This is a genomic window from Mumia spirodelae (genome assembly GCF_050632745.1).
Lineage (GTDB): Bacteria > Actinomycetota > Actinomycetes > Propionibacteriales > Nocardioidaceae > Mumia.
The window spans coordinates 1281335-1303075 of sequence record NZ_JBODSD010000001.1; the positions used below are offsets into that span (position 1 = coordinate 1281335).

22 protein-coding genes and 1 tRNA gene are annotated in these 21741 nt (G+C 72.5%); 22 read left to right on the plus strand and 1 reads right to left on the minus strand.

Going from position 1 to position 21741, the window contains the following annotated elements; all coding sequences use genetic code 11:
• Positions 1-166: 166 nt before the first annotated feature.
• From ACQSSQ_RS06280 to ACQSSQ_RS06385, 22 genes are all read left to right on the plus strand, one after another.
• Positions 167-1708, plus strand: a complete 1542-nt coding sequence (locus ACQSSQ_RS06280) for an ABC transporter substrate-binding protein (RefSeq protein ID WP_431326176.1) — start codon at positions 167-169, stop codon at positions 1706-1708.
• Complete coding sequence (locus tag ACQSSQ_RS06285) at positions 1705-2694, plus strand: ABC transporter permease (RefSeq protein ID WP_431326177.1); 990 nt, start codon at positions 1705-1707, stop codon at positions 2692-2694. The genes ACQSSQ_RS06280 and ACQSSQ_RS06285 overlap by 4 nt, the downstream gene beginning before the upstream one ends.
• A complete protein-coding gene (locus ACQSSQ_RS06290; RefSeq protein ID WP_431326178.1) occupies positions 2691-3566 on the plus strand; it encodes an ABC transporter permease in 876 nt (291 codons plus the stop codon). Before ACQSSQ_RS06285 ends, ACQSSQ_RS06290 begins: the two co-directional genes overlap by 4 nt.
• Positions 3563-4567: an ABC transporter ATP-binding protein gene (locus ACQSSQ_RS06295; protein WP_431326179.1), complete on the plus strand. Its 1005-nt coding sequence runs from the start codon at positions 3563-3565 to the stop codon at positions 4565-4567. Before ACQSSQ_RS06290 ends, ACQSSQ_RS06295 begins: the two co-directional genes overlap by 4 nt.
• Positions 4564-5541, plus strand: coding sequence for an oligopeptide/dipeptide ABC transporter ATP-binding protein (locus ACQSSQ_RS06300; protein WP_431326180.1), 978 nt, complete (start codon positions 4564-4566; stop codon positions 5539-5541). The genes ACQSSQ_RS06295 and ACQSSQ_RS06300 overlap by 4 nt, the downstream gene beginning before the upstream one ends.
• A complete protein-coding gene (locus ACQSSQ_RS06305) occupies positions 5538-6311 on the plus strand; it encodes a TIGR03936 family radical SAM-associated protein (RefSeq protein ID WP_431326181.1) in 774 nt (257 codons plus the stop codon). Before ACQSSQ_RS06300 ends, ACQSSQ_RS06305 begins: the two co-directional genes overlap by 4 nt.
• Positions 6312-6507: 196 nt before the next feature.
• Positions 6508-9525, plus strand: a complete 3018-nt coding sequence (locus ACQSSQ_RS06310; protein ID WP_431326182.1) for an Rne/Rng family ribonuclease — start codon at positions 6508-6510, stop codon at positions 9523-9525.
• Positions 9526-9665: 140 nt separating this feature from the next.
• Positions 9666-9974, plus strand: coding sequence for a 50S ribosomal protein L21 (rplU, locus tag ACQSSQ_RS06315; RefSeq protein WP_431326183.1), 309 nt, complete (start codon positions 9666-9668; stop codon positions 9972-9974).
• 21 nt (positions 9975-9995) lie between these two features.
• Positions 9996-10250, plus strand: a complete 255-nt coding sequence (gene rpmA, locus ACQSSQ_RS06320; RefSeq protein ID WP_431326184.1) for a 50S ribosomal protein L27 — start codon at positions 9996-9998, stop codon at positions 10248-10250.
• A 151-nt stretch (positions 10251-10401) separates the two neighbouring features.
• The gene (gene obgE, locus ACQSSQ_RS06325) at positions 10402-11919 is read left to right on the plus strand and encodes a GTPase ObgE (RefSeq protein WP_431326185.1); all 1518 of its coding nucleotides are present in this window, start codon (positions 10402-10404) and stop codon (positions 11917-11919) included.
• A 10-nt stretch (positions 11920-11929) separates the two neighbouring features.
• Entirely contained in the window at positions 11930-13018 is a 1089-nt protein-coding gene (gene proB / locus ACQSSQ_RS06330; protein WP_431326186.1) for a glutamate 5-kinase, read from the plus strand.
• A 108-nt stretch (positions 13019-13126) separates the two neighbouring features.
• Positions 13127-13489: a DUF8830 family protein gene (locus ACQSSQ_RS06335; protein ID WP_431326187.1), complete on the plus strand. Its 363-nt coding sequence runs from the start codon at positions 13127-13129 to the stop codon at positions 13487-13489.
• Between the two features lie 18 nt (positions 13490-13507).
• Positions 13508-14767, plus strand: a complete 1260-nt coding sequence (locus tag ACQSSQ_RS06340) for a glutamate-5-semialdehyde dehydrogenase (protein ID WP_431326188.1) — start codon at positions 13508-13510, stop codon at positions 14765-14767.
• A 60-nt stretch (positions 14768-14827) separates the two neighbouring features.
• The gene (locus ACQSSQ_RS06345; RefSeq protein WP_431326189.1) at positions 14828-14986 is read left to right on the plus strand and encodes a hypothetical protein; all 159 of its coding nucleotides are present in this window, start codon (positions 14828-14830) and stop codon (positions 14984-14986) included.
• Positions 14986-15657: a nicotinate-nucleotide adenylyltransferase gene (nadD, locus tag ACQSSQ_RS06350; protein WP_431326190.1), complete on the plus strand. Its 672-nt coding sequence runs from the start codon at positions 14986-14988 to the stop codon at positions 15655-15657. The genes ACQSSQ_RS06345 and nadD overlap by 1 nt, the downstream gene beginning before the upstream one ends.
• Complete coding sequence (gene rsfS, locus ACQSSQ_RS06355; RefSeq protein ID WP_431326191.1) at positions 15654-16112, plus strand: ribosome silencing factor; 459 nt, start codon at positions 15654-15656, stop codon at positions 16110-16112. Before nadD ends, rsfS begins: the two co-directional genes overlap by 4 nt.
• Positions 16109-16810 carry a histidine phosphatase family protein gene (locus tag ACQSSQ_RS06360; protein ID WP_431326192.1) on the plus strand — a complete coding sequence of 234 codons (702 nt, stop codon included), beginning with the start codon at positions 16109-16111 and terminating at the stop codon, positions 16808-16810. The genes rsfS and ACQSSQ_RS06360 overlap by 4 nt, the downstream gene beginning before the upstream one ends.
• Before the next feature lie 41 nt (positions 16811-16851).
• A tRNA-Ala gene (locus ACQSSQ_RS06365) sits at positions 16852-16924 on the plus strand.
• A gap of 129 nt (positions 16925-17053) precedes the next feature.
• On the plus strand, positions 17054-17449 hold the full coding sequence (locus ACQSSQ_RS06370) for a DUF2510 domain-containing protein (protein WP_431326193.1): 396 nt from the start codon (positions 17054-17056) through the stop codon (positions 17447-17449).
• 58 nt (positions 17450-17507) lie between these two features.
• A complete protein-coding gene (locus ACQSSQ_RS06375; protein ID WP_431326194.1) occupies positions 17508-18095 on the plus strand; it encodes a GNAT family N-acetyltransferase in 588 nt (195 codons plus the stop codon).
• Between the two features lie 109 nt (positions 18096-18204).
• Entirely contained in the window at positions 18205-19908 is a 1704-nt protein-coding gene (locus ACQSSQ_RS06380; protein ID WP_431326195.1) for a sulfatase-like hydrolase/transferase, read from the plus strand.
• Positions 19909-19932: 24 nt separating this feature from the next.
• Positions 19933-20688 carry an MBL fold metallo-hydrolase gene (locus ACQSSQ_RS06385; RefSeq protein ID WP_431326196.1) on the plus strand — a complete coding sequence of 252 codons (756 nt, stop codon included), beginning with the start codon at positions 19933-19935 and terminating at the stop codon, positions 20686-20688.
• 26 nt (positions 20689-20714) lie between these two features.
• Here ACQSSQ_RS06385 and ACQSSQ_RS06390 read toward each other — a convergent pair whose 3' ends face one another.
• The gene (locus ACQSSQ_RS06390) at positions 20715-21737 is read right to left on the minus strand and encodes a helix-turn-helix transcriptional regulator (RefSeq protein WP_431326197.1); all 1023 of its coding nucleotides are present in this window, start codon (positions 21735-21737) and stop codon (positions 20715-20717) included.
• Positions 21738-21741: the final 4 nt, after the last annotated feature.

Genomic DNA, 21741 nt, shown 5'->3' on the forward strand with positions numbered 1-21741 from the left:
TGTTTCACGCAGGTTGCCGCTCGACCGGAGGGGGTCGTCTCGTCTCACCCCGGGCCCCTGGGTCTTGACCGTCACGGCTCAGCGTCGCTAGCGTCCCTATATCGTATAGTTTAGCCGCGCACCTCTGCGGAGCTGCGCGGCTTCGTGACGGATCGGTGGTAACCGGATGCGTGTCCTCCCCAAGGTCGGAGCCAACTCCCGAGGGGCCGCACGGCCTCTCCTCGCCGGCGTCGCCGTCCTGGCGCTCGCCCTGTCGGCGTGCGGTGGGGGAGGTGACGAGCCCGCCAGCGGGAACGCGGTCGACGACGCCCACGTGACGCTCGCGAGCTCGGCGATCAGCAACAGCCTCGACCCCGCCGCCGCCCTCTCGTCGGTCGGCCGGACCTACACCAAGCAGGTGTTCGACCAGCTCGTCACCTTCGACGAGTCCGGCACGCTCCAGCCGAGCCTCGCGACGGAGTGGAAGCGCGTCGACGACACGTCGATGGACTTCACGCTCCGCGAGGGCGTCACCTTCAGCAGCGGCGCCGCCCTCGACGCCGAGGCCGTCGTCGCCAACGTGACCCGCGTCCTCTCCGGCGACCCGGCGTACGCGACGGTGGCGGGCCGCATCTCCACGGTGAAGGAGGCGAAGGCGGTCTCGCCGGAGGTCGTCCGCATCGTCACCTCGACGCCCGACGCGATCCTCCTCAACCGGATGACGCTGCTCGACATCGTCGACCCCGCGACGTTCGAGGACGAGCGTCCCGCCGGCACCGGCCCGTTCGAGGTCGCCGACTACAAGGCCGGCACGCTCATCGAGCTGACCCGCAACGACGACTCGTGGCGCGCGAGCGAGGCGGTCAAGGACGTCACGATCCAGGCGATCCCGAACCCGACGACGCTCGCGAGCGCGCTGCGTACGGGTGCGGTGGACGTCGCCTTCGGCCTGCCCGCCGACGTCGCGGCCCAGCTGGAGGGGAGCGGCTTCACCACGGTGAGCAAGCCCGCCGGCTCGTCGGCCATCACGAGCCTCATCGCCGACGTCGAGCCCAAGCTCGCCGACGTCCGCGTCCGCAAGGCGATCAACCTCGCCGTCAACCGCGAGGAGTTCGTCGAGGCCGCGCTCGGCGGCTTCGGCACCCCCAACGGCAGCCAGCTCCTGCAGGAGGGCTACCTCGGGTACGACGCGTCGCTGCCGTCGTACGCGTTCGACCTGGACGAGGCGAAGTCCCTCGTGGCCGACGCCGGCGCCGAGGGCCTGGAGCTCCCGATCGCCACGACGGCGCTGTTCAAGACGCAGGCGGAGGCCGTCGCCGGCTACCTCAACGCGGTCGGCTTCACGAGCGAGGTCGTGGTCCAGGACCTGTCGGCGTTCATCCCGACGCTGCTCCAGAAGAGCGAGTACCCGCTGCTGTACTGGCAGACCGACTACTACGACCTGCGCGACATCACGTCGGTCAACCGGTTCGGACCGACGTTCCCGGGTCAGCAGCCCCACATCCCGGTGAACGATTACCAGACGCTCTTCACCCAGCAGGCCGGCCAGCTCGACGAGGGCGCGCGCGAGGCGGACATCAAGGCGATGGCGAAGATCCTCAACGAGGAGGCCGGTGTCCTGTTCCTCGCCTGGCCGGACAACCTCTACACCGTCGCCCCGCGGATCTCGGAGCTGCCGCTCTCCGGCGACAGCCTGATCCGGGTCGAGGCGATCGTCGTCACGAAGTGAGCACCACGGGTGGCGGGGCGGCGGCGGCGCCGGTCGACGGCGCCGCCTCGCCGCCCTGGGCACGTCACGCCCGTCGGACGGGAGCGGTCGCGACCCGACTGCTCCTGACCCTGCTCGGGCTCCTGACGCTGCTGTTCTTCCTCGTCCGGCTCAGCGGCGACCCCGCCGGAGTCCTGGCCGGGGCCTCGGCCACGCCGGACCAGCTCGACGCCGTACGCGAGGGGCTGGGGCTGGACCGTCCACTGCCGGTGCAGTACGCGACGTTCCTGGGCGACGCCGTACGCCTCGACTTCGGCACGTCCGTCTTCACCGGCGAGCCGGCACTTCCCGCGGCTCTCGGCGCTCTTCCGGCCACGCTCCTGCTCCTCGCGACGACGATGGTCACCTCGGTGGTCGTGGGGATCCCCTGCGGCGTCGTGCTGGCACGGGGCGGCCGGGTCGCCCGCGCCGTCGTCGGTTCCTCGATGACGCTCGCGCAGGCGGTGCCGACGTTCGTCCTCGGCATCCTGCTGATCTACCTGCTGGCGGTCCGGCTGGGTCTCCTCCCGGCCTTCGGCAGCGGGACACCCGCCACGCTGGTGATGCCGACCCTCGCGCTGGCCGCGTTCGCGGTGGCGCGGACGGCCCGCATGGTCGCCGCGGAGCTGGAGCAGGTGGAGGACCAGGACTTCCTGCGCACCGCGGCGGCGAAGGGCGCCTCGGCGCGCCGCGTCCTCTGGCGCCACGCGCTGCCGAACGCGTTCCCCGCGGTCGCGGCGGCGCTCGTCGTCGAGCTCTCGTACCTGATCTCCGGCGCGGTCGTCGTCGAGGTCCTCTTCGCCTACGACGGCATCGGCAAGGAGCTGGTGGATGCGATCTTCGCCCGGGACTACCCCTTGGTCCAGGCCTGCGTCTTCGTCATCGGGGTGTTCGTCGTGACCGTCAACATCGTCGGCGACACCCTCATCCGGGTCCTGGACCCGCGGACGACGCGAGCACGCGCATGAGGCGCCGCGGACCCGACCTGCGGCTCTGGACGTCGGTCGGCGTCCTCGGCCTCGTGGTCGTCGCGTGCTTCCTGGGACCAGTGCTGCTCGGCCCCGACGCGGGGCAGCAGGCGCTCGGGGACCGCCTCGCCCCACCGGCCTGGCTCCCCGGCGCGATCGAAGGACGTCCGTTCGGGACCGACGCGTTCGGTCGCGACATGCTCGCCCGCACCCTCGAGGGCGGCCGCGTGTCGCTCGAGGTCGGCTTCGGCGCAGCGACGGGAGCGGTCGTGATCGGCCTCGTCCTGGGCCTGGTGGCGGGCTACCGCGGAGGCTGGTGGGACCGCGTGATCATGACGGTCGCCGACGTCTGGCTGGCGTTCCCCTTCCTCGTGATCGCGCTCGCCGCGGTGGCCGTCGTCGGGTCCGACATCCCGGTCCTGATCGCCCTGCTCACGCTCGGCGGCTGGGTGCTCCCGACGCGGGTGACGCGCACGATCGCTCAACGGGTCCGCAGCGAGGAATACGTCGTCGCCGCCGTCGGCGCCGGCGCGTCCGACCTCTACCTCGTACGCCGCCACGTCCTGCCGCAGGTGCTCCCCGCGAACCTCGTGGTCTGGTCCTTCACGGTCGGCGCGCTGGTCGTGATCGAGGGCGCGCTCTCGTTCCTGGGGCTGGGCGTGAAGCCTCCGACGCCGTCGTGGGGCAACATCGTCTCCGACGGCACCCCGTACCTCGAGACGGCGTGGTGGATCGTCGCCTGGCCCGCGCTGATGATCGTGGTCACGGTGATGTGCGCGAACGCGCTCGGCAACGGCCTGCGGCGGCGGTGGCAGTCCGGCTCCCAGGCGATGGACGCCGCCGACCTGATCGACGGAGGAGTGGCCCCATGACGTCGACGCTGCAGATCGAGGACCTGTGGGTCGAGGCCGGGGAGCCCGACGATCCCGTCGTGCTGGTCCGTGGGGTCGACCTGACCGTCGAGCCGGGGACCGTGGTCGGCCTCGTCGGCGAGTCCGGCTCCGGCAAGACGGTCACCTGCATGTCCGCACTCGGCCTCGCAGGGAAGGGCGTCCGCATCACCTCGGGGTCGGTCCGCGCCGGGGGGACGGAGCTGGTGGGCGCGGACGAGGCGACCATGCGCCGGGTCCGCGGCGGGGTCGTCGGCACCGTGTTCCAGGACCCCCTCGGCTCGCTCAACCCGCTCCAGAGGATCGGGGACCAGATCGCGGAGGCGATCCAGCTCCACCGCGGCGGAAGGCGCCGGTCCCACCGCGAGAGCGTCGTCGCCATGCTCGCCCGGGTCGGGGTTCCGGCGCCGGCTCAGCGGGCGAGGGCGTACCCCCACGAGCTGTCCGGGGGTCTGCGGCAGCGGGTCGCGATCGCGATGGCGCTCGCGAACGATCCCGCGCTGCTGGTCGCGGACGAGCCGACGACCGCGCTGGACGTGACGGTCCAGGCGCAGGTGCTCGACGTCATCCGCTCGGCGACGCGCGACGAGGGCCGCGCGGCCCTCATCGTCACCCACGACCTCGGGCTCGTCGCCGAGGTCGCCGACCGCGTGGCCGTCATGTACGCCGGCCAGATCGTCGAGGAGGGTGCGGTCGCCACGGTGTTCGCGTCCCCGCAGCACCCCTACACGCAGGGCCTGCTCGCCAGCCGCCCGGTGCTCGCCGGGGGCCGTCGTCGCCTCAGCGCGATGCCGGGACGACCGCCGCTGCCGGGCGCGTGGCCGGCCGGGTGCGCCTTCGCGCCGCGGTGCGCGAGCGCGGACGCCGCGTGCGACGAGACCCCGCCGGTACGACGCGGGGCCGACGGCTGGAGCCGCTGCTGGCGGCCGGGGGCCACCGGCGCCGCCGCGGGCGCCGTCACGGTCGAGGGAGGAGCCGCATGAGCCCCGTCATCGAGGTCGACGAGGTCGCGAAGGGGTACGACCTTCCGGGCGGAGGGCGGCTGACCGCGGTCGACCGGGTGAGCCTGAGCATCGCCACGGGGGAGACGTACGCCCTGGTCGGCGAGAGCGGGTGCGGGAAGTCGACGCTCGCGCGGATGGCGGCGATGCTGACGTCGCTCGACGCGGGTGAGGTGAGGTGGTCCGGGCAGCCGGTGTCGCAGCTGCGGCGCGCGGGCCTGCGCGCCGTCCGCGACCACACCCAGGTGGTCTTCCAGGACCCGGCGGCAGCGCTCTCGTCCCGGCTGACGGTGGCGGAGGCCGTGGCCGAGCCGCTGCGGATCCAGGGGCGTACGGGGTCGCGCCCGGTCGCCGACCTGCTCGACGCGGTCGGGCTGGACCGCTCGATGGGGCGGCGCTACCCGCGCGAGCTCAGCGGCGGCCAGCGCCAGCGGGTGGTCGTCGCGCGGGCGCTCGCGCTCGATCCGAAGCTGCTCGTCCTCGACGAGCCGGTGGCCTCGCTCGACGTCTCGGTGCAGGCCCAGGTCCTCAACCTCCTCTCGGACCTCCAGGCCGAGCGCGGCCTCGCCTACCTGCTGATCGCGCACGACCTCGCGGTCGTGAGCAGCGTCGCCGACCGCATCGGCGTGATGTACCTCGGCCAGATCGTGGAGGAGGGCCCCGCGGACGAGGTCGTGGCCCGTCCCCGCCACCCGTACACGCAGATGCTCATCGCATCCGTGCCGGCGTTCACCCCCGGCGAGCGGGTCGCGCGCCCGGCCGTGCTCGGCGATCCGCCCAGCCCTGCCGAACGGCGTACCGGCTGTGCCTTCGCGAGCCGCTGCCCGGCGGCGACCGACCTCTGCCGGGAGACCGAGCCCGTACGACGGCTCCTCGACGGCGTCGCGGTCCGGTGCCACCACGCGGACGGTGGCGCACCGAGCAGCCGAGAGGTGCCGGGTACGCTCGCACGGTGACCAGCCCCGACCGCACCCCGGCCAACCCCGAGGCGCCGAACCCGCAGCTGCCGACCGTCCAGAAGCTGCGGATCCGCTACGCGAAGCGGGGACGGCTGCGCTTCACCAGCCACCGCGACTTCGGCCGTGCCTTCGAGCGCGCCGTGCGGCGGGCGGGAGTGCCGATCGCGCACTCGTCCGGGTTCACGCCGCACCCCAAGATCTCGTACGCCGGCGCGTCGCCGACGGGTGCCGCGAGCGAGGCGGAGTACCTCGAGATCGGGGTCATCCGGCCGCTCGACCCCGCCGAGGTCGCCACTGCCCTCGACACCGCGCTGCCGCCCGGTCTGGACGTGCTGGAGGTCGTCGCGGTCCGCGAGGGGAGCGGCAGTCTCGCCGACCGCCTGGAGGCGAGCGCGTGGACCCTCGAGCTGCCCTCGGTGACGCCGGAGGAGGCTGCCGCGGCGGTCGAGTCCTTCCTCGCCGCGCCCGAGGTGCTGGTCGAGCGGATGACCAAGAAGGGCCTGCGGACGTTCGACAGCCGGGCCGCCGTGGTGCGGCTGGCGAGCCGGAGGTCCCCGGACGCTCAGGGCGGGTGTGCGATACTGGACCTGGTCGTGCGACACGGAACCCCGTCCGTACGACCCGACGATGTTCTCGCCGGACTCCGCGCCATCGCGGGTCTTGCGCCATCGGAGGTCCCCGTGGCCACCCGGACGGCGCAGGGTCCTCTTGATGCGCAGTCCGGCACGGTCGGCGATCCGCTCGCGACCGACCGCGACGCGTCGTAGGCACACGATGCCTGCGGCGGCGACCGCGGCGGCGAGGGGAGCGCCCGTGACAGGCCGACAGCAGTGGAGAGCGTCGCCGTAGCCCGGACATCCCGGGCCGACCGCAGGCTTGCGTCCGCAGTGCGACCCCGTTGCACGCGGCGACGACATCGCCTCGCGAGCAGCTCCGGCGCCCGCGAGGCCGAAGGAGCGCACCATGCTCGACGAGCAGAACCCGCCGACCTCGACCTCTGACGACGTCGACTCCTCTTCCGAGACCTCCGCCGACCAGCCCGTCGCGGCGGTGACCCGCCGCCGACGAGCCGCCTCGCGGCCCGCCGGACCGCCGACCGCGGCGGTCTTCTCCGAGGCGAGCGAGCCCGCCAAGCCGGTCCGGGCCTCCCGGGCGCGCAAGGCCGCCGCTGGCGCCGACGTCGCAGAGCCGGCCGCGGACCCGACCTCGACTCCCGCCGAGCCCCAGGCCGACGCGCCCGAGGCGCCGAAGGTCACCCGCACGACGCGGACCCGCAAGAAGGCCGCCTCGCGCTCCGCCGGCCCGGCCGATCCCGCGCCGGTCGCGGCCGAGCCGACCGATGACACGGTCACGGAGGCGGCCGCCGACGAGGATGCCGTCGTCACCGACGACCCGGTCGCCCCCGCCGAGGCCGCTCCGGCTGCCGTCGAGGACGCCGAGGCTGCGGACGCCGAGGAGGAGGACGAGGACGCGGCTGCGGAGGACGTGGCACCCGTCGCTCCCGTGTCGCGGTCGCCGTTCGTGGCCCCGCTCTTCCAGGCACCCGAGCCGACCACCGCCCCGCGCCGTCGCCGCCGGCGTGCCGACGAGGACGACGAGCCCGAGGACGACCGCCGTACGGACGACGACCGCCGCTCGCGCGACCGGGCCGACGACGACCGCGACGACCGCGACGACCGCGCGGAGGTCGACGAATCCGAGGTCGACACCGACGCCGAGGACGCCGCGTCGGACGACGCCGACGGCACCGCTCCTGCCCGCCGTCGCCGTCGCCGTGGCGGCCGTCGCCGTCGCCGCTCCGGCGCCGGTGAGGACGTCGAGAGCCTCGACCCCGACGCCGAGTCCGACGACGACTCCGCGGAGGGTGCTGCGTCGACCGACGACGAGTCCGCCGACGAGCCCGCCGACGACGACCAGGGCGAGGGCGGCGAGGAGGGCACCGGATCCTCCAGCCGGCGCCGCCGCCGTCGTCGCCGCCGTGGCGAGGACAGCGACGCCGCCGCGGACGACCCCGAGAACACCGTCGTCCGGGTGCGCGAGCGCCGCAGCCCGGAGGACGAGATCACGAGCGTGTCGGGTTCGACCCGTCTGGAGGCCAAGAAGCAGCGCCGCCGCGAGGGGCGCGAGGCCGGCCGACGCCGTACGCCGATCGTGTCCGAGGCCGAGTTCCTGGCCCGCCGCGAGTCGGTGAAGCGCGAGATGGTCATCCGCCAGCGCGAGGACCTGACGCAGATCGCGGTGCTCGAGGACGACGTCCTGGTCGAGCACTACGTGGCCCGCGAGTCGCAGACCTCGATGATCGGCAACGTCTACCTGGGACGCGTCCAGAACGTCCTGCCCTCCATGGAGGCCGCGTTCGTCGACATCGGCAAGGGCCGCAACGCGGTGCTGTACGCCGGCGAGGTCGACTGGAGCAAGCTCGGCGACGGCAAGCCGCGCAAGATCGAAGAGGTCCTCAAGTCCGGCCAGTCGGTCCTCGTCCAGGTGTCGAAGGACCCGATCGGGCACAAGGGCGCCCGCCTCACCAGCCAGATCAGCCTGCCGGGACGCTTCCTCGTGTACGTCCCCGGCGGCCAGACCAGCGGCATCTCGCGCAAGCTGCCCGACACCGAGCGCAACCGTCTGAAGTCGCTCCTCAAGGGCATCCTCCCCGAGGACGCCGGCGTGATCATCCGGACCGCCGCCGAGGGCGCGACCGAGGACCAGCTGACCCGCGACGTCGAGGCGCTCGACGCCCGCTGGAAGGACATCGAGAAGAAGGCGGCCTCGGGCTCCGCCCCGCAGCTGCTGTACGGCGAGCCCGACCTCACGATCAAGGTCGTCCGCGACCTCTTCAACGAGGACTTCTCCCGGCTGGTCGTCGAAGGGGCCGACGCCTCGGAGATGATCGAGGGCTACGTGAGCCACGTCGCCCCCGACCTCAAGGACCGGGTCGAGACCTGGAACGGCTCGGAGTCCGGCGACGTCTTCTCGGCGCACCGGATCGACGAGCAGATCGCGAAGGCGCTGGACCGCAAGGTCTGGCTGCCCTCCGGCGGGTCGCTCATCATCGACCGCACCGAGGCGATGACGGTCGTCGACGTCAACACCGGCAAGTTCACCGGCTCCGGAGGCAACCTCGAGGAGACGGTCACCAAGAACAACCTCGAGGCGGCGGAGGAGATCGTCCGTCAGCTCCGGCTCCGTGACATCGGCGGCATCATCGTCGTCGACTTCATCGACATGGTGCTCGAGAGCAACCGTGACCTCGTGCTGCGCCGGCTCGTGGAGTGCCTCGGCCGGGACCGGACCCGCCACCAGGTCGCCGAGGTCACGTCCCTCGGCCTGGTCCAGATGACGCGCAAGCGCATCGGCACGGGCCTGCTCGAGGCCTTCAGCGAGCCGTGCGAGCACTGCCACGGCCGCGGGCTCGTCCTCCACGACCACCCTGTCGAGCCCAAGAAGTCGTCCGACGACAACCGCCGGGGTCGCGGTGGACGCGGTCGCGGTCGCAACGACGACGGCCAGAAGTCCGGCAAGGGCAACGAGGGCAAGGGCAACGAGCCGAAGGGCAAGAGGGGCCCCAAGCACGAGGAGCCCAAGCACGAGGAGCCCCAGGCGGAGGAGCCGACGCCCGCCGTCGAGGAGCCGACGCGCGAGGACGCCGTCGTCGCCGACGCGTCGCAGACGGAGGCCCCCGAGCACGCCGCCGCCGACTCCTCGGAGTCCCCGCAGGCCGTCCCGGCCCAGGACGCGGAGCCCAGCGCCCCGCGCAAGCGTCGTCGTCGCCGCAGCGGAAGTGCGGCCGGCGCGTCGTCCGACGCGCCGCAGGAGGCCGCTGCAGCGCCGGAGGCCCCGGTCGACGCGCTCTCGCTCGACGCCCCGTCGGAGCCCACCGAGGCGGGCGCCCGAGCGGAGGAGGCGGCCGGTGTGGAAGCACCCGGTACGCTCGACGGAGGAGACCCCGACCCCGTTTTGACCGGCGACGGGGAGACTCCGTAGACTAGATGATCGGCGCGCCTGTGTGCGCGCCGGTCTGTGTGCCCGGACAGTGCTTCGTGCCTGGTGGTGGCACCACCCCTAAGTTTTGGACAGCCCAGCTCCGACAGCGGAGCAGCAACGAGTGAGGATGTGAGTCGGCGGTGTACGCGATCGTGCGCAGTGGCGGCCAGCAGCAGAAGGTCGCGGTCGGCGACGTCATCGAGATCGACAAGGTCCAGACCTCGGTCGGTGAGTCCCTCGAGCTCCCCGCCGTGCTGCTCGTCGACGGCGACGCGGTGACCTCGGACGCCGACTCGCTCGCGAAGGTCTCGGTGACCGCCGAGGTCCTCGGCGCCACCAAGGGCCCCAAGATCATCATCCAGAAGTACAAGAACAAGACCGGTTACAAGAAGCGCCAGGGTCACCGCCAGCACTACACCCAGGTCAAGATCACCGGCATCTCGAAGTGACGCGAAAGTAGGCTCGAGCACATGGCACACAAGAAGGGCGCCGCTTCTACCAAGAACGGCCGTGACTCCAACGCCCAGCGCCTCGGTGTGAAGCGCTTCGGCGGGCAGCAGGTCAGCGCCGGCGAGATCATCGTCCGCCAGCGCGGCACGCACTTCCACCCGGGCACCAACGTCGGCCGTGGTGGCGACGACACGCTGTTCGCCCTCGCCGCGGGTGCGGTCGAGTTCGGCACGCGTCGTGGCCGTCGCGTGGTCAACATCGTCCCGGCGGAGTGACCTGAAGGACTTCCACGACGAGGGGCGGGTCCGCATGACGCGGGCTCGCCCCTCGTCTCGTTACAGCACCGTCGTACGACGTCGCCCGCGCGCGTCGTACGACACCGCGCAGCAGCGCGAGTCGAGCGCGGCGTAGGAGGAGGTGGCACGGATGGCAGTCCCGACGTTCGTCGACAAGGTGACCCTGCACGTCAAGGGTGGCGACGGCGGCAACGGCATCGCCTCGGTGCACCGAGAGAAGTTCAAGCCGCTCGGCGGCCCCGACGGCGGCAACGGCGGTCGTGGCGGTGACGTCGTGCTGCGCGTCTCCTCCGACGTGACCACGCTCGTCGACTACTACCACGAGCCGCACCGCCGGGCCGGCAAGGGCCACCACGGCAGCGGCGGCAACCGCAGCGGCTCCCAGGGCGAGGACATCGTGCTCCCCGTCCCCGACGGGACCGTGGTGCGCGGCGTCGACGGCGAGGTGCTCGCCGACATGGTCGGGCCCGGCACCGAGCTCGTCGTCGCCGAGGGCGGCCGGGGAGGGCTCGGCAACGCGGCCCTCGCCTCGAGCAAGCGCAAGGCGCCGGGATTCGCGCTCAAGGGCGAGCCGGGCGACGAGCTCACGATCTCGCTCGAGCTCAAGGTCGTCGCCGACATCGGTCTGGTCGGCTTCCCGAGCGCAGGCAAGTCGAGCCTCATCGCCGCACTCTCGCGCGCCCGGCCCAAGATCGCCGACTACCCGTTCACCACGCTGGTCCCCAACCTCGGTGTTGTGGTCGCCGGTGACGTGACCTACACCGTCGCCGACGTCCCCGGCCTGATCGAGGGAGCGGCGGAGGGACGCGGCCTCGGGCACGACTTCCTGCGCCACGTCGAGCGCTGCGCGGCCCTCGTCCACGTCATCGACTGCGCCACGATCGAGCCCGGTCGCGACCCGCTCAGCGACCTCGACGTCATCGAGAACGAGCTCGCGGCGTACGGCGGCCTCGAGGACCGCCCGCGTCTGGTCGCCCTCAACAAGGTCGACGTGCCCGACGCGAAGACGATCGCCGAGTTCGTCCGCGGCGAGCTGGAGGAGCGGGGCCTCGACGTGTACGAGATCTCCGCCGCCTCGCACGCCGGGCTCAAGGAGCTGTCGTACGCGATGGCGGAGGTCGTCGCATCCTCGCGCAAGGCCGTGGCGCCCGCGCCCGCGACCCGCATCGTGCTGCGCCCGCGCTCGGCCGACGGCGGGGACGACTTCACCGTCACCCGGATCGACGGCCAGTGGGTCGTCCGTGGCGAGAAGCCCGAGCGCTGGGTCCGTCAGACCGACTTCACCAACGACGAGGCCGTCGGCTTCCTCGCCGACCGGCTCAACCGTCTCGGCGTCGAGAACCGGCTCGTGGCGATGGGTGCCGAGGCGGGCGACGACGTCGTCATCGGCAGCGTGGACGACGCCGTCGTGTTCGACTTCGACCCGCAGGTCGAGGCCGGTGCGGAGCTCCTCGGCTCGCGCCGCGGCGAGGACGACCGGTTGATCGAGAACCACCGCCGTACCAACAAGCAGCGCCGCGACGACCTCGCCCGCAAGCGCGAGTTCGAGCGGACCGCCCGCGAGGCGCGCGACAGCGGACGCGTCGCACCGGAGAGCCTGTGGACCGACGAGCTCACGCCCGCCGACGACGAGGACGAGGACGCGTGAGGACCACCCGGTGAGGATCGTCGTCAAGGTCGGCTCGTCGTCGCTCAGCTCCACGCAGGGCGGGCTCGACCTGGCGCGCCTGCACACGCTGGTCGACGCCCTCGCCGGCGCGCGAGCACGCGGTGACGAGGTCGTCCTCGTGAGCTCCGGCGCGATCGCCACCGGGCTCTCCCCGCTGTCGCTGACCACCCGTCCGCGCGACCTCGCGACGCAGCAGGCCGCCGCGAGCGTCGGGCAGGGGCTGCTCGTGGCCCGCTACACCGAGCGGTTCGCGCGTCACGACCTCGTCGTCGGGCAGGTCCTGCTCACCGTCGACGACGTCGTACGCCGGACGCACTACCGCAACGCGTACCGGACCCTCGCGCGCCTCCTCGACCTGGGCGTGGTCCCGGTCGTCAACGAGAACGACACCGTGGCGACCAGCGAGATCCGGTTCGGAGACAACGACCGGCTCGCCGCGCTCGTCGCGCACCTCGTCCACGCCGACCGGCTCGTCCTGCTCTCCGACGTCGACGGGCTGTACGACGGAAACCCTGCCGTCCCCGGGGCTCGCCTGGTGCGCCACGTGCACGGCGACCGCGACCTCGAGGGTCTCGACATCGCGAAGCCGAGCCCGTCCAAGGTCGGCACCGGCGGCATGGTGACCAAGGTCGAGGCCGCCCGGATCGCCACCGGCGCCGGGATCCCGGTGCTCCTCACGAGCGCTGCGGACGTCAATGCCGCGCTCGAGGGCCGCGAGGTCGGCACCACGTTCCACCCGACGGGGCGCAGGCGGCCCACACGGCTGCTCTGGCTCGCGCACGCCACCACCGGGAAGGGATCGCTGGTCCTCGACGCGGGCGCCGTCAGGGCCGTCGTGGAGCGCGGCGCGTCGCTGCTCCCGGCCGGTGTGGTCGGCACGGAGGGGTCGTACGAGGCTGGCGACCCGGTCGATCTCGTCGACGAGACGGGGACGGCCGTGGCGCGCGGGCTGGTGAACTACGACAGCACCGAGCTGCCGAAGATGATCGGCCGCTCGACCCACGACCTGGCCGCCGAGCTCGGTGCGGAGTACGAGCGGGAGCTGGTCCACCGCGACGACCTCGTGCTGCTGGACTGAAGGCCGGGGCTCGGGGGGCGGGATGCGCGGGAGAATCCGCGAAAGGTCCCACCCCTTCGGCAGCGCCCGGTTAGGGTAGCCGCGGACAGACCGTGGCGAGGAGGGTACGTGGTCGGCCAGGACAAGATGTGGCACGTCGCGGTGACGGTGGCGGGGGCGCCGTTCGACGACGACGTGGTGCGCTCGGCGATGCTCAGGCTGCGCGACGAGCACGCGTTTCTGCACTCGGTGCGCTACGACGTCGACCGGGCAGAGATCTGCTACTGGGAGCAGGCGCCCGAAATGCTGGACGCGGCCGCGATGGCGATGCGGGTGTGGTCCGAGCACCGGGAGTCGGCCGGGCTGCCGCCGTGGGACGTCGTCGGCCTCGAGGTCCTGGAGCAGGAGACCTACGAGCGCCGCAACCGCGACGACGGGATGGCCGCGGCGATCGGCGTCGGGATCGTCGCGCCGGATCCCGTCCACTTCTGAGTCACTATCCTGGGTGACGTGAGCCACGATCTCGAGTCCCACGTCCACGACGCCGCCCGGCGGGCCCGCGCCGCCGCCCTCGACCTGCGGGCCGTCCCGCGGGCACGCAAGGACGCGGCGCTGCACGCGATGGCCGACGCCCTGGTCGCCCACGCCGACGCGATCGTCGACGCGAACTCCCGCGACGTGGCCGCGGCCCGCGAGTCCGGGGTCGGCGAGCACATCGTCGACCGCCTCCGCCTCGACGCGGCACGGATCGAGGCGATGGCGCAGGGCACCCGCGAGGTGGCCGCGCTGCCCGACCCGGTCGGCGAGGTCGTCCGCGGCTCGACCCTGGCCAACGGTCTCCAGCTCCGGCAGGTGCGGGTGCCGATCGGCGTGATCGGGATGATCTACGAGGGTCGCCCCAACGTCACCGCCGACGCCGCGGCGATCTGCCTCAAGGCCGGCAACGCGGTCCTCCTGCGCGGCTCGGGCACGGCCCAGCACTCGAACGCCGCGATCACCGCCGTGCTCCGCGACGCCGTCGTCTCCGCGGGGATCCCGGCCGACGCCGTCCAGGCGATCGACCCGTCCGACCGCTCGAGCTCCACCGCGCTCCTGAAGGCGCGGGGCCTGGTCGACCTCGTGATCCCGCGCGGGGGAGCGGGCCTGATCGAGGCCGTGGTGCGCGACGCGCAGGTGCCGGTGATCGAGACGGGGACCGGCAACGTCCACGTGTACGTCGACGCCGAGGCCGACCTCGACATGGCGCTGGAGATCGTCGTCAACGCCAAGACGCAGCGCACCAGCGTGTGCAACGCCGCCGAGTCGCTGCTGGTGCACAAGGCCGTCGCCGACGAGTTCCTGCCGCGGGTCGTGGCGGCGCTGCGCGAGCGCGACGTGACGATCCACGGCGATCCCGCCTTCATGGGCGCCGACGAGGCGGTCGTGGCGGCGACCGACGAGGACTTCGCCACCGAATATCTCTCGCTCGACATCGCGGCCCGCGTGGTCGACTCCTTCGACGACGCCGTCGCCCACATCCGTACCTACTCCTCCGGGCACACCGAGGCGATCGTGACCCGCTCGCTGGCCACGGCGCAGCGCTTCACCGCTGCGGTGGACGCGGCGGCCATCATGATCAACGCCTCCACGCGGTTCACCGACGGCGGTGAGCTGGGCATGGGGGCCGAGATCGGCATCTCGACGCAGAAGCTCCACGCCCGTGGCCCGATGGGGCTGCCGGAGATGACGACGACCACGTTCGTCGTCACCGGTGACGGTCACGTCCGTTGAGCCCTCCCGTGACCGGGGTCGTTCGCGTGCGGGACGGGGCAGGACGGTAGATTGGCCCCCATGTCGCTGACTGGAACCGTCATCACGCAGGTCGTGGCGCAGGGCGCCGAGCACGAGGAGGCCCTCTCGCCGTACGTCGTGGGTGCCGCGACCCTGGTCTTCTTCGTCCTGCTCATCGTCGGCCTGTTCGCGTTCGGCAAGGGACGTCAGCACACCTGATGAGCCTGCCGCTCGAGGTCGGCCGCCGCCCCCGTGTCGGGGTGATGGGTGGGACGTTCGATCCCATCCACCACGGTCACCTCGTGGCGGCCTCGGAGGTCCAGGCGTGGTTCGGCCTCGACGAGGTCGTCTTCGTGCCCACGGGGGAGCCGTGGCAGAAGGCCGACCGCAAGGTCTCGCCCGGTGAGGACCGCTATCTGATGACGGTCATCGCGACCGCCTCCAACCCCCGGTTCTGGGTCAGCCGCGTCGACATCGACCGCTCCGGGCCGACCTACACCATCGACACGCTGCGCGACCTGCGGACGCACTACGGCGGTGACGTCGAGCTGTTCTTCATCACCGGTGCCGACGCGCTCGCCCAGATCCTCACGTGGCGCAACGCCGAGGAGATGTTCGACCTCGCGCAGTTCGTCGGCTGTACGCGTCCGGGGCACGACATCGACACCCACACGCTCGACGGCCTCCCGAAGGACCGGGTCACCATCGTCGAGATCCCGGCCCTCGCGATCTCGTCGACGGACTGCCGCGAGCGGGTCGCCCACCAGGAGCCGGTCTGGTATCTCGTGCCCGACGGCGTCGTCCAGTACATCGCCAAGCACCGTCTCTACGTCGACGCCCTGCCGGCGTCGGACCGTCCTTCCCGCCACCCGAAGGGGGCACCGCAGTGACCGCATCCGAGCGGGCGCTCGAGCTGACCCACGCCGCCGCTGCTGCCGCGGCGGACAAGCTCGCGCACGAGATCATCGCCTACGACGTCTCCGAGCAGCTCGTCATCACCGACGTGTTCCTGCTGGCCTCGGCGAGCAACGACCGTCAGGTACGCGCGGTGGTCGACGCCGTCCAGGAGAAGCTGCTCGAGCACGGGGCGAAGGTCATCCGCCGCGAGGGGGAGCGCGAGGGTCGGTGGGTCCTCCTCGACTACGCCGAGATCGTGGTGCACGTCCAGCACGACGAGGACCGCTCCTTCTACGCCCTCGAGCGTCTGTGGGGCGACTGCCCGGCGGTGCCGCTGCCCGAGATCGGCGATGCCGCCGGACGCGTCCCGGCGGCGCGCGCGGTGCGTGAGCCCGAGGCGCAGGACGAGGTGCCCCTCGCCGGTGAGCCGCCGGTCGCGGACGCATGAGCCGGAGGATCATCGTCTGGCGTCATGGCCAGACCGACTGGAACGTGGCCGGACGCCTGCAGGGGCAGACCGACACCCTGCTCAACGCGACGGGGCGTGCGCAGGCCGCGGAGATGGCCTCCCGGCTCGCCGTCCTCAACCCCACGCGCATCGTGAGCTCCGACCTGCGCCGGGCGTCGGCCACGGCTGCCGAGCTCGCCCGGATCGTGGACCTGGCGGTCGAGACCGACGCCCGCCTCCGCGAGGTGGCCTTCGGGGAGCGCGAAGGGCTGACGAGGCACGAGATCCGGGACCGCTACCCGGAGCTGGAGGCGCGGTTCCGCCGGGGCGAGGAGGTCGTCTCCCCGGGCGGGGAGTCCCACGCCGACGCGGCCGAGCGCTTCAGCGGCGCGCTCCGTGAGGTCGCCGACGCGATGGCGAAGGACGAGACGGTGGTCGTCGTCGCGCACGGCGCGGTGATCCGCGTCGGCGTGTGCGCGTTCATCGGGCTCCCCCAGGAGCACTGGCGCTCGTTCGGTGGCTTCAGCAACGGCTGCTGGGCGGTCCTGCAGGAGGGGTTCGCGCGCTGGCAGGTGACCGAGTGGAACGCCGGCAACCTGCCGGTCCCGGAGATGAGCGACGACGCGGCGGCGCACGGCGACAGCGCACCGGCCCGCGAGGGGGACCCCGATTTCGGATCGGCTGGGGCGACCCGCTAAGATCGACCTCGGCTCGATGAGCGGTTCACCGCTCGCAGCACGGGGCATTGGCGCAGTTGGTAGCGCGCTTCCATGGCATGGAAGAGGTCAGGGGTTCGAATCCCCTATGCTCCACCGATCGACAGGCCGGACCTTCTCCGAGGGTCCGGCCTCTCGTGCTTCTTCTCCTGATCCGCCCTCGTGCATGTGATCCTCGTCACTGCCCGCTGTTGCCGCGGGGCGGGCTCTTGGCAGGATGGCGCCATGCGTGGAGATGGCACCCCGGCAGGCTGGTACGACGACGGCTCGGCTCGTATGCGCTACTGGAACGGCACCGCGTGGACCGACGACGTGGCGCCCGTGACGACGGCGCCCGCACCGCAACCTCGCGGGTCCAGCGGCGTCCCCGGCCCGATCGGCCTGTGCGCCATGGGGGCCGCGGTGTTCGGCCTCATCGGCGTGTGCTTGCCGTGGATGGGCCCGGAGCTCGTGGGCATCGTGCTCCTCCTCGTCGCGTTCGTGCTGTCCGGAGTGTCGCTCCACCAGGACGCCACCAAGTGGCCCGGGTACGTGGGTCTGGGTGTGGCGCTGCTCGGGACGCTCGCGGGAGTGGTGATGTTCATCATCGGCTTCATGAACGGGTACTCCTCGACGGTCTGACCCAGGCGGCCGTCGGACATCGGGCTTCGTGTCACCAGCACGTGGCACGATGTGGCGCATGGACGGGGACCTGCCCTCCTATGACGTCAGGCCGCTCGATGCGAGCACCTGGCCGGACTTCGCGGCGCTGGCCGAGCGACACCGCGGCGTCTGGGGCGGCTGCTGGTGCCTGGGCTTCCACGCCGAGGGCAGCCTGCGTGGCGACGAGATCGACCGGCGCGCCACGAAGGAGGCGCTGGTGCGGGAGGGCCGTGCGCACGCCGCGCTGGTCTACGACGGCGACACCTGCGTCGGGTGGTGCCAGTTCGGGTCGGTCGAGGAGCTCCCGAACATGAAGCACCGCAAGAGGTACGAGGCGGGGCTCACCGCACTGCCCGACTGGAAGATCACGTGCTTCTTCGTCGCGAGCGACGCGCGTCGCCGGGGCGTGTCCTCGGTCGCGCTCGGCGGGGCGCTGGACCAGATCGCGAGGCTCGGCGGAGGGGTCGTCGAGAGCTATCCGGAGGACGCCGCGGGACGCAAGACGTCGGCGGGGTTCCTGCACAACGCGACCGCCTCGGTGTTCGAGCGGCAGGGGTTCACCCGGACCCGCCAGATCGGCAAGCACCACTGGGTCGTGACCAGGACGGTGGAGCCCGCCACGTAGGCAGGCTCGCGGCACGATCTGCTCGCCCCGCGCAAAACCCTGGCCAGGAATTCACCACGCGATGTTGTCTGGATCCGGTCACCATGGGGATCGAGCGAGAGGGGCGTTCATGCGTCGGGGGATGAGAGGGCTGCTGCTCACCGCGGTCCTGGGCGTGGCACTGACGGTCGTCGGAGGGGTCGTAGCCACCGGGGCCGCTGCCGCCGAGGGGGCGGCGCAGCACGGGCGACCGAAGGCCGACCGCCCGAACATCGTGCTCCTCCTCATGGACGACTTCTCGCTCGAGCTGCTCGAGACGATGCCGAACGCGCAGCAGATGAAGGCCGAGGGCGCGACGTACAGGAACGCGTTCGTCGTCGACTCGCTGTGCTGCACGTCGCGGTCGTCGTTGTTCACCGGGCAGGCGCCGCACCACACCGGCGTGCTCACGAACACGCCCAACGACCCGGAGAACCCGATCGGCGGATGGAAGGCGTACGAGAAGTACGGCAACATCGACAAGACGTTCCACCTCGCCCTCGAGCGCAGCGGCTACACCACCGGGTTCACCGGCAAGCTCCTCAACGGCTACGAGGTCTCCAACGTCGACGGCGTCGTGACGGCGCCCGAGCCGATCCCGGGCTGGACCGAGTTCGACCCCGTCTTCGGCGGGGGCTACAACGGTTGGAAGTACCGCAGTGGGCACCTCGGTGCCGACGGCGCGCTCGAGCTGACCTTCCACGGTGCGCCCGCGTTGTCGCGGCCGATCGCCGAGCGGGACGCGCAGTACGCGACCACCGTGACCGGCGACAAGGCGCTCGACTTCGTCCGGCGGCACGAGAAGGCGTCGGCCGCAGGAGGCGCGCCGTACTTCCTCGAGGTCGCGACGTACGGGCCGCACAGCCGTCTCGCGAAGGCGTACGACGACAACTACGTCTTCCCGCCGGCCTTCGCCGACCGCGCGCGGCCCGGTGAGGACCGCAACCTCGGCGGCAACTGCGGGACGAAGTCCTGTGGGGACCTCACGCTGGACGACCTGACCGGGTACGCCGACGACCGCACGGACAACGCACCGACCTACCTGCGCCGCGACGGGACGACCGCGCCCGCGCCGGCCTGGCGGACGAACGAGGTCACGCTCACCGACGCCGGCGCCCTCCAGCGCTACCGCGACCGCGCCCGCATGGTCCAGTCCATCGACCGGCTGCTCGCCCAGATCCGCGCGGAGGTCGGCGAGAACACGTACGTGGTGCTCACCGCGGACAACGGGTTCCACCTCGGCCAGCACCAGCTCAACGGCGGCAAGGGCACCCCGTACGACTCCGACACCCGTGTGCCGCTCGTCGTCGTGGGGCCTGACGTGGTGCCGGGGGAGCGCGACCAGCTCGTCTCCAACCTCGACCTGGCGCCCACGTTCGAGGAGCTCGGCGGCTTGCGCCCAGCGAGCTATCGCGACGGGACCAGCTTCGCGCACTCGCTGTCGCAGCCGAGGGCGCGCGGGAGCCGCTACACGTTCTTCGAGCACACCTTCGCGAAGAGCCAGCCGGGAGAGGTCGACACCGACGAGGGCTCGGGCGGGACGATCGACATCATCCCCTCCTACATCGGTGTGCGGAGCGAGCGGGGGCTGCTGGTCCGCTTCGACCTCGACGACGACTGGGACGGCACGGACTACGCGTGGGAGCTGTACACCTACGAGGACGGGTTCGAGAAGCGCAACGTCTACGCCGAGCGCCACCGCGAGCCCTGGGTCAGGGACCTCGCGGCGCGCATCACGGTCTTCGGGGCGGGGGAGGGATGCGCACCGCTCGTGTGCCGAGTGCTCACCCGATGAGCCGGAGTGTGCGAGAGTGCGGCCATGTTCGCCGTGACCTGGTGGGGGCACTCGACGGTGACGGTCGAGGTCGCGGGCGTCCGCGTCCTCACGGACCCGGTGCTGGTCAAACGGTTCGCCCACCTGCGGCGCCACGCGCTGTCACCGATCGGGTCGGCCACCGACGCCGACCTCGTGCTCGTCTCGCACCTCCACCTCGACCACTTCCACGTGCCGTCGCTGAGGCTGCTCTCCCCGGGCACGCCGGTGGTGGTCCCGGCCGGGAGCCGCTCGTTGCTCGCCCGGACCGCGCTCGACGTCCACGAGGCGAGCCCCGGTGACGTGCTGAGGCTCGCAGGCCTCGAGGTCGACGTCATCGCTGCGGACCACCCGGCGACACGGCACCGCTGGTCCAAGCGGGAGTCGCCCCCGCTCGGGTTCCGCGTCCGCGGCGGCCCGCGCTCGTTCTGGTACCCGGGCGACACCGGGCCCGCGACCGACGTCTCGGGCGTCGGCAGCGTCGATCTCGCGCTCGTCCCGGTCGGCGGGTGGGGACCGACGCTCGGCGACGACCACGTCGACCCCCGCCAGGCGGCGGACATGGTGGAGCGGGTCGGCGCGCGGTGGGCCCTCCCGGTGCACTGGGGGACGTTCTGGCCTGTGGGGCTCGGCTGGCTCGCTCCCGGCGTGCGGCACCACCTCTTCGAGACTCCGGGCGAACGCTTCGTCGACGCGATGGAGGACGGCCGGGCCGAGGCGCTCCTCGCCCCGCACGGCCGCCGGATCATGCTCGAGGACTGACGCGGGCGGGGCGCGCCTGCGGGCGGTCAGGGGCGCAGCCGGGCCACGAGCTCGCCGCGGCTGCGGACGCCCACCTTCGCGTACACCGACTTCAGGTGGTCCTGGACGGTGTAGGAGGAGATGCCGAGCAGCCGCGCGATGCGGGTCGTCGGGTGGCCGGCGACCACCGCCTCGCACACCTGCCGCTCGCGCGGCGTCAGCCCGTACGCGGCGGCGATCACGTCGGTCAGCTCCTCGCCGGCCGCACGTGACACCGTGACCGCGACCAGCCCGGGCTCGTCGCCGACGAGCGCGCTGGACGCGAGGACCGCCCAGCCGTGCCCGTCACGGACGTGCGCGCGGGCGGTGCGGCCGCTCGTGCGGGCCTCCAGGGCGAGGACCTTGGCGAGCAGTGCGAACCGGCCGGGGTCGTGCGCGTCGATGCGGGCGGCCCACGTCGCCGTCGAGGCGGTGGACGACCGCGTTCGACCGTGGGTGTCGACGACCACGACGGCGGGCGGTGTGTCGTCGGACGACCCGCGTACGCCGGTCCGCGCCGTGACCCGGGTCGCGCTCGCGACAGCCGGCGCCACCGCGGCGAGGAACTCCACCTCCCGGTCGGTGAAGTCGGAGCCGCGACGGACCAGTCCGGCGGCACCCCAGCACGATCCGTCGGCGAGGAACGTGGTGCGCACCTCGCGGTCGAGCCCGAGAGGCCGCCAGACGTTGCGGAGCCGCCCGCTGCGACGGCGCTCGCGGGCAGGCAGCTCCGACGAGCGCGCGACCACCTGCCCGCGGCGGGCGAGGTCGGCGAACCGGTTCGGCTCGCCCGGGTCGTACTCGGCGGTGGCGAGCGCGGGCTCGTACCCGCCCGGGAGCCGGGCGGAGCCGCTCACCATGCCCGTGATCGTCAGCGTGGTCGGGTCGAGGGTCGCCCAGCAGGTGAGCTCCGTGGGCACCTGCGCCTCCACCGTCGCGAGCGCGGCGGCGTGCAGCTCGCCGGCCCCGATCCCCGTGGTGGCCAGCGAGGCGATCTCGCGTCGAGCCCGGTCGGCCCGGTGCTCCCACATGGCC

What these genes read in the sequence shown, in the direction of transcription:
- nadD (WP_431326190.1), top strand. Translation starts at nt 14,986, where the DNA reads ATGAGCCTGCCGCTCGAGGTCGGCCGCCGCCCCCGTGTCGGGGTGATG.
- ACQSSQ_RS06345 (WP_431326189.1), top strand. Translation starts at nt 14,828, where the DNA reads ATGTCGCTGACTGGAACCGTCATCACGCAGGTCGTGGCGCAGGGCGCC.
- rpmA (WP_431326184.1), top strand. Translation starts at nt 9,996, where the DNA reads ATGGCACACAAGAAGGGCGCCGCTTCTACCAAGAACGGCCGTGACTCC.
- ACQSSQ_RS06310 (WP_431326182.1), top strand. Translation starts at nt 6,508, where the DNA reads ATGCTCGACGAGCAGAACCCGCCGACCTCGACCTCTGACGACGTCGAC.
- ACQSSQ_RS06360 (WP_431326192.1), top strand. Translation starts at nt 16,109, where the DNA reads ATGAGCCGGAGGATCATCGTCTGGCGTCATGGCCAGACCGACTGGAAC.
- ACQSSQ_RS06375 (WP_431326194.1), top strand. Translation starts at nt 17,508, where the DNA reads ATGGACGGGGACCTGCCCTCCTATGACGTCAGGCCGCTCGATGCGAGC.
- obgE (WP_431326185.1), top strand. Translation starts at nt 10,402, where the DNA reads ATGGCAGTCCCGACGTTCGTCGACAAGGTGACCCTGCACGTCAAGGGT.
- ACQSSQ_RS06370 (WP_431326193.1), top strand. Translation starts at nt 17,054, where the DNA reads ATGCGTGGAGATGGCACCCCGGCAGGCTGGTACGACGACGGCTCGGCT.
- ACQSSQ_RS06300 (WP_431326180.1), top strand. Translation starts at nt 4,564, where the DNA reads ATGAGCCCCGTCATCGAGGTCGACGAGGTCGCGAAGGGGTACGACCTT.
- ACQSSQ_RS06295 (WP_431326179.1), top strand. Translation starts at nt 3,563, where the DNA reads ATGACGTCGACGCTGCAGATCGAGGACCTGTGGGTCGAGGCCGGGGAG.
- ACQSSQ_RS06380 (WP_431326195.1), top strand. Translation starts at nt 18,205, where the DNA reads ATGCGTCGGGGGATGAGAGGGCTGCTGCTCACCGCGGTCCTGGGCGTG.
- ACQSSQ_RS06290 (WP_431326178.1), top strand. Translation starts at nt 2,691, where the DNA reads ATGAGGCGCCGCGGACCCGACCTGCGGCTCTGGACGTCGGTCGGCGTC.
- ACQSSQ_RS06385 (WP_431326196.1), top strand. Translation starts at nt 19,933, where the DNA reads ATGTTCGCCGTGACCTGGTGGGGGCACTCGACGGTGACGGTCGAGGTC.
- ACQSSQ_RS06280 (WP_431326176.1), top strand. Translation starts at nt 167, where the DNA reads ATGCGTGTCCTCCCCAAGGTCGGAGCCAACTCCCGAGGGGCCGCACGG.
- ACQSSQ_RS06390 (WP_431326197.1), bottom strand. Translation starts at nt 21,737, where the DNA reads ATGTGGGAGCACCGGGCCGACCGGGCTCGACGCGAGATCGCCTCGCTG.